Annotated in this window: 13 protein-coding genes and 1 pseudogene; 4 read left to right on the top strand and 10 right to left on the bottom strand. The window is 44.2% G+C overall.

What is annotated here, in order from left to right:
• Positions 1-9: 9 nt before the first annotated feature.
• The 8 genes from ribH to queA form a co-directional block, all read right to left on the bottom strand.
• Positions 10-480, bottom strand: a complete 471-nt coding sequence (ribH, locus tag BDD30_RS07540; protein WP_015835601.1) for a 6,7-dimethyl-8-ribityllumazine synthase — start codon at positions 478-480, stop codon at positions 10-12.
• Between the two features lie 125 nt (positions 481-605).
• Entirely contained in the window at positions 606-1,715 is a 1,110-nt protein-coding gene (gene ribD, locus BDD30_RS07545; protein ID WP_121302609.1) for a bifunctional diaminohydroxyphosphoribosylaminopyrimidine deaminase/5-amino-6-(5-phosphoribosylamino)uracil reductase RibD, read from the bottom strand.
• A 7-nt stretch (positions 1,716-1,722) separates the two neighbouring features.
• Entirely contained in the window at positions 1,723-2,172 is a 450-nt protein-coding gene (nrdR, locus tag BDD30_RS07550; RefSeq protein WP_041382373.1) for a transcriptional regulator NrdR, read from the bottom strand.
• Between the two features lie 110 nt (positions 2,173-2,282).
• On the bottom strand, positions 2,283-3,251 hold the full coding sequence (secF, locus tag BDD30_RS07555; RefSeq protein ID WP_015835605.1) for a protein translocase subunit SecF: 969 nt from the start codon (positions 3,249-3,251) through the stop codon (positions 2,283-2,285).
• 10 nt (positions 3,252-3,261) lie between these two features.
• Positions 3,262-5,109: a protein translocase subunit SecD gene (gene secD, locus BDD30_RS07560; RefSeq protein WP_015835606.1), complete on the bottom strand. Its 1,848-nt coding sequence runs from the start codon at positions 5,107-5,109 to the stop codon at positions 3,262-3,264.
• A 27-nt stretch (positions 5,110-5,136) separates the two neighbouring features.
• Positions 5,137-5,469: a preprotein translocase subunit YajC gene (gene yajC / locus BDD30_RS07565; RefSeq protein ID WP_041382377.1), complete on the bottom strand. Its 333-nt coding sequence runs from the start codon at positions 5,467-5,469 to the stop codon at positions 5,137-5,139.
• Between the two features lie 145 nt (positions 5,470-5,614).
• Complete coding sequence (tgt, locus tag BDD30_RS07570) at positions 5,615-6,739, bottom strand: tRNA guanosine(34) transglycosylase Tgt (RefSeq protein WP_015835608.1); 1,125 nt, start codon at positions 6,737-6,739, stop codon at positions 5,615-5,617.
• Between the two features lie 179 nt (positions 6,740-6,918).
• Complete coding sequence (gene queA / locus BDD30_RS07575) at positions 6,919-7,986, bottom strand: tRNA preQ1(34) S-adenosylmethionine ribosyltransferase-isomerase QueA (RefSeq protein ID WP_015835609.1); 1,068 nt, start codon at positions 7,984-7,986, stop codon at positions 6,919-6,921.
• A gap of 104 nt (positions 7,987-8,090) precedes the next feature.
• Between queA and BDD30_RS07580 the strand changes: the two genes are divergently transcribed.
• From BDD30_RS07580 to BDD30_RS07590, 3 genes and pseudogenes are all read left to right on the top strand, one after another.
• The gene (locus tag BDD30_RS07580; protein ID WP_015835610.1) at positions 8,091-8,687 is read left to right on the top strand and encodes an acyl carrier protein phosphodiesterase; all 597 of its coding nucleotides are present in this window, start codon (positions 8,091-8,093) and stop codon (positions 8,685-8,687) included.
• A gap of 230 nt (positions 8,688-8,917) precedes the next feature.
• Positions 8,918-9,520, top strand: coding sequence for a peroxiredoxin C (locus BDD30_RS07585; RefSeq protein WP_015835611.1), 603 nt, complete (start codon positions 8,918-8,920; stop codon positions 9,518-9,520).
• 116 nt (positions 9,521-9,636) lie between these two features.
• Positions 9,637-10,630, top strand: a pseudogene (locus BDD30_RS07590) (IS110 family RNA-guided transposase).
• Positions 10,631-10,676: 46 nt separating this feature from the next.
• On the opposite strand, the gene BDD30_RS07595 reads toward BDD30_RS07590, so the two are convergent.
• Both BDD30_RS07595 and BDD30_RS07600 read right to left on the bottom strand, forming a co-directional pair.
• Positions 10,677-11,609 (bottom strand): IS3 family transposase, encoded by a 933-nt coding sequence (locus BDD30_RS07595; protein ID WP_121302531.1) that lies wholly within the window; start codon positions 11,607-11,609, stop codon positions 10,677-10,679.
• The gene (locus tag BDD30_RS07600; protein WP_015835614.1) at positions 11,519-12,025 is read right to left on the bottom strand and encodes a helix-turn-helix domain-containing protein; all 507 of its coding nucleotides are present in this window, start codon (positions 12,023-12,025) and stop codon (positions 11,519-11,521) included. The genes BDD30_RS07595 and BDD30_RS07600 overlap by 91 nt, the downstream gene beginning before the upstream one ends.
• A 475-nt stretch (positions 12,026-12,500) precedes the next feature.
• On the opposite strand from BDD30_RS07600, the gene ggt reads away from it, so the two are divergent.
• Entirely contained in the window at positions 12,501-14,261 is a 1,761-nt protein-coding gene (gene ggt, locus BDD30_RS07605) for a gamma-glutamyltransferase (RefSeq protein WP_015835616.1), read from the top strand.
• Positions 14,262-14,402 lie beyond the last annotated feature (141 nt).

The following is a 14,402-nucleotide window of genomic DNA, read 5'->3' on the forward strand; positions in this document are numbered from 1 at the left end:
AAACTAAAATCAGCCTTTAATGGCATTAATTACGTTGACCATTTCCAAGGCGGTTAATGCAGCTTCTGCACCTTTATTACCCGCCTTAGTTCCAGCGCGCTCAATCGCCTGTTCAATGCTTTCTGTAGTAAGAACACCAAATGCCACTGGGATTTCACTGGTCATTGCCACATTAGACAGACCAGAACTGCATTCACCAGCAACGTATTCAAAGTGAGCGGTACCACCGCGGATAACTGTACCCAGCGCGACAACTGCGTCATATTTTTGAGTTTCAACCAGCGTTTTCACCGTCAACGGCAATTCATATGCACCGGGAACCCAGACAACAGTAATATTTTCCGAAGCAACCTGACCGATACGCTCAAGCGCATCTACCGCGCCGCCTAACAGACTGTCATTAATGAAGTTGTTAAAACGTGCAATAGCAATCGCCACACGAGCTTGTGGAGCGGCAACAATACCTTTGATTACGTTCATAGCCTTCCTTTATCTGTTCATATCCGCAGGGGGGCGGATTCTATCATATTCTTTTGTTAGCTGCGCCTGCCGATTTAGCAACAAAGTATAAAAACAGACCGACTAACCCATACTCACACATTTAATCAGTATACAGGCCGCAGGCGCAGACGAAGATCCGGCCCAATTTGCTGTATATCAAAAATGTCAAACTCTGGCGCTTTCACCAGACTCTTAAGTTCAGGAATAGTAAACAAGCCACAAGCGGTATCACCCAACACTTTTGGCGCAACATAAAGAACCAGCTCATCCACCAGCCCCAAAGTCAACAATGCACCAGCCAATAATGGACCACATTCCACCCAAACAGTATTAATCTGACGTTTGCCCAGTTGCATCATCAGTAGTACTAAATCCACACCAACACCATGAGCTGGCAGCAGTATCTGCTCCACATTTTCAGGCCAGTTATCTCCATCCGCTTTGGTTCGAGCCAACCAACAATGACCGGGTTGTTGTATGACCTGATGCTGCTGAACAACACGGTTCTGACTGTCAACAATGACACGCACTGGCTGACGAAGATTTTCCTCAGGATAAACCGCCTGAGTTTCTGCATCCAATTCGCTCCAGCGAACCGTCAAGTAAGGATCATCAGCCAGAACCGTGTTGCTAGAACTCAGAATAGCACTACACTGAGCACGGAGTTTCTGCACATCATAACGAGACTGTGATGATGTAATCCATTTACTTTCTCCGGAAGCCAGCGCTGTCCGCCCATCAAGAGAAGAAGCCATCTTCAATTGAATATACGGGAACCCTGTACGCATCCGCTTCAGAAACCCTCTGTTAAGGGATTCCGCTTCCGCCATCATGAGTCCATGTTCTACTTCAATACCAGCCTGTTGCAGTTTATAAAGCCCTCTTCCTGCTACCTGCGGATTAGGGTCTTGCATCGCTGTAACCACACGGCTGACGCCAGCAGCAATCAAGGCATCAGCACAAGGAGGTGTTTTACCGTGATGACTGCATGGCTCAAGAGTGACATAAGCGGTTGAACCTTTAGCTTTATCTCCGGCCATCCGTAAAGCATGAACTTCAGCATGTGGACCACCAGAACGTAAATGAAAACCTTCCCCAACAATCTGTCCATCACGCACAATGACACAACCAACGTTGGGATTAGGTGATGTGGTAAAACATCCCTGACGCGCCAATTCAAGCGCGCGCGCCATATATTTTTCATCTCTATTCACTAGCTTATTAATCCTGTAATTTAGCAATCTCTTCGCCAAATTCACGAATATCTTCAAAGCTGCGGTAGACGGAAGCAAAACGGATATAGGCGACTTTATCCAATTTCTTCAACTCATCCATTACCAAATTACCAATCATTTTAGATGGAATTTCCCGTTCACCGGTAGCACGTAACTGAGATTTAATATAGCTAATTGCCATTTCTACATCATCAGAACTAACTGGACGTTTCTCCAGTGCTTTTTGCATACCGCGCCGTAATTTTTCTTCATCGAATGGTTCCCGGATATCATCACTTTTAATGACTCTTGGCATGACCAACTCAGCCATTTCAAAAGTGGTGAATCGTTCATGACATTCAAGACACTGGCGCCGCCGACGCACCTGCGAACCATCCCCAACCAAACGGGAGTCAATTACTTTGGTATCAACAGCAGCACAAAATGGGCAATGCATATCGTTTCCTGATGGTTAATCTGAACTAAGTTTAGTCTATCTTTAATCCGAATAAAAAACACCCTGCCAGCCCGATGCTCACAGGGTGTCTACAGCATCAAGCAAAATAATTAAGGCAACAAAGATGGCTGATCAGCCCCTTCTTTCTCAACCTTTTGCTGGATCATGTGCTCACGCTTCATACCCAGTTTCAACGCTAATGCAGAAGCAACATAGATAGAAGATATCGTACCGATAGAAACACCGATTAACATCGCCAGTGAGAACCCTTTCAGCATTGCGCCACCGAAGATATACAACATCAGCACGACCAGTAAGGTTGTTGCAGAAGTCATGATGGTACGACTCAGCGTTTGAGTCAGCGACACGTTCATAATTTCATACGACGTGCCACGACGGATCTTACGGAAGTTTTCACGAATACGATCAGAAACCACGATACTGTCATTCAGCGAGTAACCAATAACGGACATCAGCGATGCCACAATTGTCAGGTCAATCTCAATATGGAACAACGACAGTACCCCTAACGTAATGACGACGTCATGCGCAAGCGCAAGAACCGCACCCAATGCCAGTCGCCATTCAAAGCGGAATCCAACATAAATCAAAATACAGATAAGCGCCGCCAACAGCGCCATGGCACCATTTTGAGCGAGTTCCGCACCGACACTCGGCCCAACAATTTCAACACGATTTACACTCGCATCTTTATCCACGGTGTCATTGATAACCTTAATCACCTTTTTGCTCAGCTCTTCATTAGCAGCACCTGTAACCGGTGGCATACGCACCATCACGTCACGGCTACTACCGAAGTTTTGCAACAGGGGATCTTTAAAACCCGCTTTCGCGAGGTTATCACGCATCTTATCCAGATCAGCAGGCTTACTGAGCTTAATTTCGATTACCGTACCACCAGTAAAATCCAAGCCCCAGTTAAAACCACGGGTTGCCATCACAAAAACAGAAGCCACCAACAGCAGCAACGAAATCCCGAAAGCAACGTTGTCCCAGCGCATAAAGTCGTAGACTTTACGACCGTAGTTCAATTGTTCAACAGTATAATCCTGTGCCACAACGAGCTCCTTAAATTGACAGCTTCTTAATGCGCTTACCGCCATATAGCAGGTTCACGATAGCCCGAGTACCGACAATAGCAGTGAACATAGAAGTGGCGACACCAATTGACGTTGTTATCGCAAAGCCTTTAATTGACCCGGTACCAACAGCGTAAAGAATGACAGCAGTAATCAACGTGGTCAGGTTAGCATCGACAATACTGGAGAAAGCACCTTTATAACCTTCATGTATCGCTTGCTGTATAGTACGACCGTTACGCAATTCTTCTTTAATACGTTCGTTTATCAATACGTTAGCATCAACTGCCACCGCCAATGTCAGAACAATCCCTGCAATTCCCGGCATGGTTAACGTAGCCCCCGGTAATAGGGACATCACACCAACAATCAACACCAGGTTAGCCAACAGTGCACTACTCGCAATCAAACCAAATTTGCGATAGTAAATCACCATAAACAGGATTGATGCAATTAATCCCCACAAACAAGCTTCCAAACCTTGCTCAATGTTTTGCAAGCCAAGAGTTGGCCCTATAGTGCGTTCTTCCACAATCTGAATCGGTGCAATCAAAGCACCGGCACGCAGCAGTAAAGATAACTGACGGGCTTCAGTTGCATTGGAAATACCCGTAATACGGAAATTATTCCCCAAACGGGTCTGGATATTAGCAATGTTAATCACTTCTTCATTTTTGACTAACACAGCCCGACCATTAGCATCTTTCTTACCGCTGTCTTTATATTCCACAAACAGCGTTGCCATTGGTTTACCAACATTATCTTTAGTGAAATTAGACATCGCTGTACCACCAGCACTGTCTAGTGAAATATTCACCTCTGGCTGTCCGTATTCATCCGTACCAGAGGTCGAATCTGTAATGTGATCACCGGTCAGAATAACGCGCTTATATAACACAACCGGACTACCATCACGGGTATTTTTCACCTCAGAATCACCCGGTACACGGCCTGATTCAGCCGCTGTAGCATCAACGCTAGAATTAACTAAACGGAATTCCAATGTCGCTGTCGCACCAAGAATTTCTTTAGCGCGGGCAGTATCCTGAATACCCGGTAACTCAACCACGATACGATCTGCGCCTTGACGCTGAACCAACGGTTCAGCAACACCCAGCTGGTTAACACGGTTACGCAGAATGGTAATGTTCTGTTGCACTGCATAAGAACGAGCTTCGCGCTGACGCTCATCACTCATCACCGCTTTCAGGGTATTGTTTACTCCAACACTGAACACTAAATCACGGTGACGACCCGTAAGATAGCTCTCCGCATCAGAGCGAGCTTTTTCATCACGGAAGCGGATTTCTACACCGTAATTATCAGCTTTGCGGATAGTGGAGTAAGGAATGCCTTTTTCACGTAAATCAGTACGCAGGCCATCAATATTCTGCTCTTGCAGTTTGCCTAACGCGGTCTCCATATCCACTTCCATCAGGAAGTGCACACCACCACGCAGGTCAAGGCCCAGCTTCATTGGCTCTGCACCAAGCTTACTCAGCCAAGTTGGCGTTGCTGGTGCCAGATTCAATGCCACCACATATTGATCGCCTAATGCGGACATCAATATTTCACGGGCACGAAGCTGAATATCAGGATTATTGAAACGAGCAAGAATTGCACCATTTTCCAGTACAATAGATTTACTCGTGATTTGATCTTTCTCTAAAACATTACGGACTTGGTCCAGCGTTCGCTCACTGGCGGCAATGCCTCGCGCGCCAGTGATTTGTACAGCCGGATCCTCACCATAAAGGTTGGGAAGTGCATAAAGCAAACCGATGAGGATCGCAGCGATCAGCATCAGATACTTCCACAAAGGATAACGGTTTAGCACGGCAGTTCCCTTCGGGAAAATCAGAAATTACAGAGCTTTCATTGTACCTTTCGGTAAAACGGCAGCGACGAAATCACGTTTAATGGTCACTTCAGTTGTATCATTCAGCGCTACAACAACATAACCCGTGTCAGAAACTTTCGTGACACGACCAATCAGGCCACCATTGGTCAGAACTTCATCACCTTTGGAAATGGAATCCATCAGCTTTTTATGTTCTTTGGTACGTTTCTGTTGTGGACGCAAAATCATGAAGTAGAAGATCAGACCGAAAACAACCAGCATGATGATCAAAGAATATGGACTTCCCTGAGCCGGTGCGCCAGCAGATGCCGCTGCTTCAGAAATAAAAAAACTCATTAAACTTCCCTCATTGTTATCAAAATCGATAGTAATCAAAAACCAGCCGCAATATGCTATACACACCGAAACCAGTCAATTACTACTAACTGCCTATCCCATTAACGATTTATGCAACACTTCCACGATTGGGACAGGTTACAAGTCAAACATTTAATAGCGGAACCGGTTTACCAATCCGCTGATAAAAATCTTCAACAAATTGCTCAAGATTACCTTCTTCGATGGCTTTACGGAGTCCAGCCATCAAGCGCTGATAATACCGCAAATTATGGATAGTATTCAGCCTTGCACCTAGGATTTCGTTACAACGATCAAGATGATGCAGATACGCACGGCTATAATTCCGGCAAGTATAGCAATCACACTGTTCATCTAACGGTGAAGTATCTTCTTTATGTTTGGCATTACGAATTTTAATGACACCCTCTGTAACAAAAAGATGACCATTACGAGCATTACGGGTTGGCATCACGCAATCGAACATATCAATGCCACGACGAACCCCCTCGACCAAATCTTCTGGTTTCCCTACCCCCATAAGATAACGCGGCTTATCCTGCGGGATTTGCGGACAGACATGCTCAAGAATACGGTGCATATCTTCTTTTGGCTCTCCTACCGCTAAACCGCCTACAGCGTACCCATCAAAGCCAATATCTACCAGACTTTTTACTGAAATGTCACGTAAATCTTCGTAAATACTACCTTGGATAATACCAAACAATGCGTTCTTATTCTGTAATTCATCAAAACGCTTACGACTACGAGCCGCCCAACGTAAAGACATTTCCATCGAACGTTTCGCATAATCCCAGTTAGCAGGATATGGAGTACATTCATCAAAAATCATGACAATATCGGAACCCAAGTCATACTGGATTTCCATCGATTTTTCCGGGCTAAGGAAAACCGGTGTACCGTTAATTGGGTTACGGAAGTGTACACCTTCCTCTTTGATTTTACGCATTGCGCCAAGGCTAAATACCTGAAAACCACCTGAATCTGTCAGGATTGGACCATGCCATTGCATAAATCCATGCAGATCACCATGCTGCTTCATTATCTCTTGACCGGGACGCAGCCACAGGTGAAACGTATTACCAAGCAGGATTTGCGCGCCAGTTTCTTTCACTTCTTCCGGCGTCATTCCTTTTACTGTGCCATAAGTACCAACAGGCATAAATGCCGGAGTTTCTACCACTCCACGCTCAAAAACCAAGCGACCTCGACGGGCTTGACCATCGGTAGTTTGTAATTCAAATTTCACTTAACCTCCAGGCATCAGATAAACAGTCTGATGCTGTTACTCAAAAAACGTTTGAAACCAGAACAGAAGAGTTGACATTGACGGATACACAGAGACTCCCATCAAACGATATCCAGGAATATCCTTCTCAGGAATTCTCAACGACACACTCCTATGATTTCATACATTATTACAATGAATTAAGAAATTATTTCCTCAAAAGCAAATGGGTTACGATGAATAAACATGGCATCACCATAACTAAAGAAACGGTATTTTTCTGCAACGGCCTCTTTATAAGCATTCATCGTATTTTTATAACCAGCAAATGCAGAAACCAGCATGATAAGTGTCGATTCCGGCAAATGGAAATTAGTAATCAGGGCATCAACAATCTGATATTCAAAACCTGGATAAATAAAAATCCGTGTATCATCAAAAAATGGCGCAATTAATCCATCTTTACAAGCTGCTGCTGCACTTTCCAAAGAACGGACTGAAGTTGTGCCGACAGCGACAACTTTATTACCTCGCGCTTTACATGCCAGAACAGCATCAACCACATTCTGGGGTACCTCAGCATATTCAGAATGCATAACATGATCTTCGATTGTTTCTACACGCACTGGCTGGAAAGTACCTGCGCCTACATGCAATGTAACAAACACCATCTCCACGCCTTTTTCACGCAAAGCATTCAATAATGGCTCATCAAAATGAAGACCCGCTGTTGGCGCCGCTACTGCACCAGGACGTTCACTGTATACCGTCTGATATAGCTCACGATCCGCCTCTTCATCAGGGCGATCAATATAAGGAGGCAAAGGCATATGACCAACATCATCCAGAATGGACAACACATCACGCTCATCATCAAAACGTATTTCAAACAGGGTATCATGGCGTGCCAGCATGGTTGCTTTAATACTCTCATTATCCCCCAGCAGCAACTCAGTTCCCTCTTTCGGCGCTTTGGAAGCACGCACATGTGCAAGTACCCGCTTGTCATCCAGAATTCGTTCAACCAGAACTTCCAGCTTACCGCCAGTAACCTTTCGGCCAAAAATACGCGCAGGTATTACCCGGGTATTATTGAAAACAAGCAAATCTCCAGCATTCAGTTTATTGAGAACATCCGTAAAAACACCATGCGTTAACGCTCCTGTTGCACCGTCAAGAGAAAGCAGACGGCAGCTACTGCGTTGTGGTTGAGGATAACGAGCAATCATTTCGTCAGGAAGTTCAAAAGTAAAATCGGAGACACGCATTATATTTAATCATTCAGAAAAACAAGCGGACTAGTCTAGTGCCACAACTCTGAGGGTGCAACAAATAAGCACATAACTTCTCTGATTTATATTATAATTACCGAATGAATTTTCTCGCTCACCTCCATTTAGCTACTCTGGCTGAAAGCTCCCTGTTAGGGAACTTAATGGCGGACTTTGTTCGCGGTAATCCAGAGGAACAATACGATGCCGATGTAGCTGCGGGTATTCGCATGCATCGGCGTGTTGACGTATTAACAGATACTCACCCATTGGTTATTCAAGCCCGTCACTTGTTCAGTACGCCATATCGACGGGTCGCACCGATTACTTTGGATATCATCTGGGATCACTTCCTTTCCCTGCATTGGAATAAATTGGTACCTACTTACTCATTACCCGCATTTATTCACCATGCCCGCAATCAGATAGAACCCCATCTTTATAAAACCCCTGAAAGATTTCAGGAACTGAATGAATTTTTATGGCCACAAAACTGGCTGATCCGCTATGCAGATCTTGCGTTCATCGCAAATGTATTAACAGGAATGGCTCGAAGACATCCCAAGTTATCAGCCTTATCTGGGTCATTTCAGGATATAGAGCAACATTATTCTGATTTAGAAGCGCTCTTCTGGCAATTTTATCCCTATATGATGAATAAAGCGGAAAATAAGGATTTCTATTGTCTAGCTCAATAAGCGTTATTATTACAACAATAAATCAATAAATATAGCCTATATAAATGTGAATTCAGCTAAACCTTTGCAAAAATAACCCTATTTTCTTAAAGTAAAGAAAATAAAAATAAAGTATTGATAGGTAAAATCTATTGCAAAAATTAGTATTTTTCTCTTTATTGGTGTACGCTAATTCCTTATTATCTATCCAATTTTTACACAAACCCCGATCAAAATTACAGGAGTAAATTATGGTTCTGGTAACCCGTCCAGCCCCCGACTTTACAGCAGCAGCTGTTCTCGGTAATGGCGAAATCGTTGAAAATTTCAACCTGAAAAATCATCTGAACGGTAAACCTGCCGTTATCTTCTTCTGGCCGATGGACTTTACTTTCGTATGTCCTTCTGAACTGATCGCATTCGACCACCGCTACGAAGAATTTAAAAAACGTGGTGTTGAAGTCGTTGGTATTTCTTTTGATTCTGAATTCGTTCACAACGCTTGGCGTAACACCTCCATCGAAAAAGGCGGTATTGGCGCAGTTAAATATGCTATGGTTGCTGATACTAAACGCGAAATTCAAAAATCCTACGGTATTGAGCACCCAGATGCAGGCGTAGCGCTGCGTGGTTCCTTCTTGATCGACAAAAACGGCATTGTTCGTCACCAAGTTGTTAACGACCTGCCACTGGGTCGTAACATTGACGAAATGCTGCGTATGGTTGATGCACTGCAATTCCACGAAGAGCACGGTGATGTATGCCCAGCACAGTGGGAAAAAGGTAAAGAAGGTATGAGCGCGTCTCCAGACGGCGTAGCTAAATACCTGTCCCAAAACGCTGCTAAACTGTAAGTTTAAACGTTACTAATATTCAGACCAGCTGGTTTATTCCAGCTGGTTAATGAGATGGTCACCCCCATCCTGTGAGAGGTACGCTAGCAGGGTATTTTATTTTAGAGGGAACCATCATGCAAAACGTTACGCTTATTGGTATCTATCTCGGTAAACATTCCTTCCATGTCCACTGTCAGGACAGGCAGGGTAACACCCTGCTGCGTAAGAAGTTTTCCCGCACTCAGCTTATTAATTTTCTCGGTTCCTGCAAGGCTGCAACCGTAGTGATGGAGTCCTGCGGTGGGGCGCACTTTATGGCTCGCCGGATCGCTGATTTAGGCCATGAGGCAACGCTGATTTCTCCGCAGTTCGTCCGTCCTTTTGTTAAGAGTAACAAGAACGATTTTGTCGATGCTGAAGCTATCTGCGAGGCAGCTTCCCGGCCCTCCATGCGCTTTGTGCCCCCCCGCACAGAGGACCAACAGGCGATGGCCGCCCTCCATCGCGTCAGAGACGCATTGATACGGCAACGCGTTAAAACCACCAATCAGATGCACGCTTTTTTGCTGGAGTTCGGCGTCAGTCTGCCGCGCGGTATTGCCGTGATACGACGTCTGGCCGCTATGCTGGAAGAAAATGACTTTCCGCCTTATCTGGCAAGGGTTCTGAGCAGACTCCACAGTCATTATGTTTACCTCAGCGGAGAAATTGAGGAAGTCGATAAGGAACTGAAAACGCATCTGGCGGAAGATGAAACCGCGCAACGCCTGCTGACCATTCCTGGCGTTGGCGAGTCTGTTAGCCATGCGGCTGGGGGACGGTAAAAACTCTGCCTGCAGCCGTGACTTTGCGGCTTCAACAGGGCTGGTTCCCCGCCAGTACAGCACGGGTGGAAAAACGACACTGATGGGCATCAGCAAGCGGGGTGATAAAAATCTGAGACGGCTGCTGGTGCAGTGTGCCAGGGCCTTTATGCAGCGGCTGGAGCATAATCCAGGGCGTCTGGCAGAGTGGGTGAACAGGCAGCTTGCCCGCCATCACTCGAACGTTGTGGCGTGCGCGCTGGCGAACAAACTGGCCCGAATAGCCTGGGCCGTTACGGCACATCAGACGGTGTTCATTAAATAAAAGAGCCAACGAAAATGAACTGACCCCAGAAAGTTGGACATTTTAGTTAAACGGCGTGTAAGGCCTGGTTTCGATATTCTATCGGAGTTAGGCCTTTTAATTTCACCTTGATCCGTTTTGTATTGTAATATTCAATGTATTCTTCTATTTTTTCAATCAGTTCATCCGCACTTTTAAAGTGCTGCTGGTGATACATTTCTGTTTTGAGTAAGGCAAAAAAGTTTTCTGCCATCGCATTATCCAAACAGTTCCCTTTCCTCGACATACTTTGTTTAATATCTTTATCAGCAAGTTGCTTTTGATAAGCCCTATGCCGATATTGCCAACCTTGATCACTGTGAATGAGTGGCTTAGAGTGAGCATCTAGCCCATCTAATGCCCCTTTTAGCATCTCTGTCACTAAAGGCAGACTCGCCTTTTTCGCCACGTTGTAAGCGATAACTTCTTGATTAAATAAGTCAATAATAGGTGATAGATAGACTTTTTGTTCATTCACTTTAAATTCCGTCACATCCGTTACCCATTTCTCATTAGGTTTTGTCGCGCGAAAATCTCTTGCCAACCAATTCGGTGCTGTTTTTCCAACTTCCCCACGATAAGAACGATATTTCTTCGGCCTTACCGTGGATTTTAGGTTTAATTGCCCCATTAATCGTTGGACTGTTTTATGATTGATTTTAAAGCCATTTTTTCTCAATGCTAAATGAATGCGGCGATAGCCATAACGACCTTTATGCTCATGATAGATAGTTTTAATCATCTCTATTTCTTGTTCATAAGCACGCGTTTTTTTAAGCGCTTGGCATTGATAGTAAAACATGCTTCTTGCAAGATTAATGGCACAAAGTAAGTGCTTTAATGGATATTTCTTTTTAAGAGCTAAAACAATTAACGCTTTTTCTTTGCTAGTGGGCGTTTCTTCTGTTCCAGCTCTTCTAACTTTTTTAGGACAGCATTTTCTGCACGCAAATAAGCTAATTCTTCTTTAAGTTCCTCAACTGTCATTTCGTCATCAGACTTCGGCGGGGTTTTAGGTCGGGATTTCATTGGGGGTCTTCCTCGCTGATGACTTTCGAGTCCTTTGATACCGGTTTCATTATACTTATCAAGCCAGACTGATAAGGTACCTGGAGTCGTTAAATTGAGAACTGCACTAGTGTGAGTGAGAGACCAATCATGTGTCCACATTAATTTTAAAGCTTGGAATTTTGTTACAGCACAAAGAGAGTGAGACGTTGGCAAAAAGGCGTTATCGCCATGAATGGCAACAACTTGAGCCCAGTATCGAATTTGTCGAGAAGAGATTGAATATTCCGCTGATAGCTTATCCGATGTGTTACCTGCTAGACATCGTTTAGCAATAATGATTTTTAGTTCACGACTATATTTAGACATAAAAAAACCCCCAGTAAGTGGTTGTCCAACTATTGGGGGTCACTTCAAAAACGGCATTAGCTCAGTAAGTTAAGCAGTTACCATCTGGTTTTGCGACGACAGATAATTGATGACATGAACGGCATATCGGCCTGCTGATGAACCTGATATAAAAAATGGCTCTCTGAAGCCGACCGGTTTTTAAGGTTCGGCAGGCACGGAACTCATCGTGGCGCGGGCATGACTGCTCACCAGACGCCGAATAGATTTACGCAAGCCCACCATACATCAAAATTTGTGTTGCAAAAACGGGGGTGACCATAGATTTTATATCTGAAATTCCTTGTTTTGCCACCTTGCGCACAAAAATCAACACGCCTGATTACTATCACAACTCTATAATTTAAATTTACAAATGATTAACATTAAAATCAGTGTAAATAAAACCAGCACTTCCACTTATAAAAACAACCCCAAAATGACAGGAGTTCACAATATGTTCAAAACATGGAAAACACCACTGGCTATAATATCTTTACTTATCTCTCCCCATCTTTATGCAGCTTCAGAACCCGCCGTTGAAGCTAAAAATGGCATGGTTGTCTCAGCGCAACATCTTGCTTCACAAGTTGGTGTAGATATTCTCAAAATAGGTGGAAATGCAATTGATGCAGCTGTTGCTGTTGGTTATGCCCAAGCCGTTGTCAACCCGTGCTGCGGCAATATCGGCGGCGGTGGTTTTATGACAATTCATTTAGCTGATGGCACTAATACTTTTATTAATTTCCGCGAAACTGCCCCAAGTGCAGCAAGCGCAAATATGTATCTAGATAAAGAAGGCAAGGTTATTAAAGGAGCCAGCTTATATGGCTATCTGTCAGTTGGTGTGCCGGGAACAGTCATGGGCCTGGATAGCGCTCTGAAAAAATACGGCAAACTAAGCCGTGAACAGGTCATGGCACCCGCGATTAAGCTAGCGCGTGAAGGTTTTATACTGACCCGCGCAGACACCGATATTTTGGACACTACCATTGAACGCTTCCGCAAAGATCCAGAAGCAGCCCGCATCTTCCTGCGTAAAGATGGTTCACCTTACCAACCGGGTGATAGATTGGAACAAACCGATTTAGCAAATACACTGGAGTTAATTGCTAAAAAAGGGCAGGAAGCTTTCTATTATGGAGATATTCCTAAATTAGTCGCAGAAGCGGCTAAAAAATCAGGAGGTATCATTACCGAAGCTGACTTTGCCAACTATAAAATCTCAGAAACAGCACCAATCACCTGTAGCTATCGTGGTTATAAATTTATCTCTTCACCTCCACCAAGTTCAGGCGGGGTAACAATGTGTGAGACGCTGAATATTCTGGAAGGCTATAACCTCAAAGAAATGGGATTCAATTCTGCTAATTATGTTCACACACTGACAGAAGCAATGCGTCATGCCTATATGGACAGAAATACTTACCTTGGCGATCCAGAATTTATTAAAAACCCAATCGATCGCTTATTGAGCAAGAGCTATGCTGAATTTTTACGTAAAAATATAAGACCGGGAGAAGCAACAAGATCAGAAAACGTTCAGCCCGGTGTTGGACCACATGAGAAACCAGAAACCACACACTACTCAATTGTAGATAGTGAAGGTAATGCTGTTTCAACCACCTATACCATTAATGGGCTGTTTGGAGCAGTTGTTATCGCACCAGGAACAGGTTTCTTCCTTAATGATGAAATGGATGATTTTACAACTAAAATCGGCGAGAAGAATCTGTATGGACTCGTTCAGGGAGCAACGAACTCCATTGCCCCCGGTAAGCGCCCACTATCATCAATGAGCCCGACACTTGTCACTAAAGACAATAAGATATTCCTTGTATTGGGCTCCCCAGGTGGCTCCCGTATTATCTCCATCACCTTGCAAACGGCTCTGAATATCATCGAACACGGTATGCCACCTCAAGAAGCAGTCAATAGCCCACGTATTCATCATCAATGGTTACCAGATGAAGTGTATTATGAACAACGTGGTATTTCTAAAGATTCACTGAATCTACTGAAAAAAATGGGATATAAGATGGTGGAACAAACACCATGGGGTGCAGCTGAGGTGATTATGGTTGGTTTACCGAAAGCTACTGGTTCAAATACTGATTCTTCAGGTAACGATGCTGCCGTATCTGGTCAGGTACGTGAAAAACATTTCTATGGTGCCAATGATGTTAGACGTCCAGCAGGTGCTGCTATTGGTTACTAATGACCAATAATTCAGGCAACAAGCAAGCCATGTAAGAGAAAAAATTTCAAAATATCGGGATGGGATATCCTTTTCTCAGTAATCCCATCCCATACTTTCCTTAAACATCTGACAATAGTAAACAGTCAGATAAAGCAGTTC

The sequence above is a fragment of the Photorhabdus asymbiotica genome, assembly GCF_003634575.1.
GTDB classification, from domain to species: domain Bacteria; phylum Pseudomonadota; class Gammaproteobacteria; order Enterobacterales; family Enterobacteriaceae; genus Photorhabdus; species Photorhabdus asymbiotica.

Coding starts and splice junctions, on each gene's coding strand:
- ribH (WP_015835601.1), bottom strand. CDS start 480: ATGAACGTAATCAAAGGTATTGTTGCCGCTCCACAAGCTCGTGTGGCG.
- nrdR (WP_041382373.1), bottom strand. CDS start 2,172: ATGCATTGCCCATTTTGTGCTGCTGTTGATACCAAAGTAATTGACTCC.
- yajC (WP_041382377.1), bottom strand. CDS start 5,469: ATGAGTTTTTTTATTTCTGAAGCAGCGGCATCTGCTGGCGCACCGGCT.
- queA (WP_015835609.1), bottom strand. CDS start 7,986: ATGCGTGTCTCCGATTTTACTTTTGAACTTCCTGACGAAATGATTGCT.
- BDD30_RS07580 (WP_015835610.1), top strand. CDS start 8,091: ATGAATTTTCTCGCTCACCTCCATTTAGCTACTCTGGCTGAAAGCTCC.
- BDD30_RS07585 (WP_015835611.1), top strand. CDS start 8,918: ATGGTTCTGGTAACCCGTCCAGCCCCCGACTTTACAGCAGCAGCTGTT.
- BDD30_RS07600 (WP_015835614.1), bottom strand. CDS start 12,025: ATGTCTAAATATAGTCGTGAACTAAAAATCATTATTGCTAAACGATGT.
- ggt (WP_015835616.1), top strand. CDS start 12,501: ATGTTCAAAACATGGAAAACACCACTGGCTATAATATCTTTACTTATC.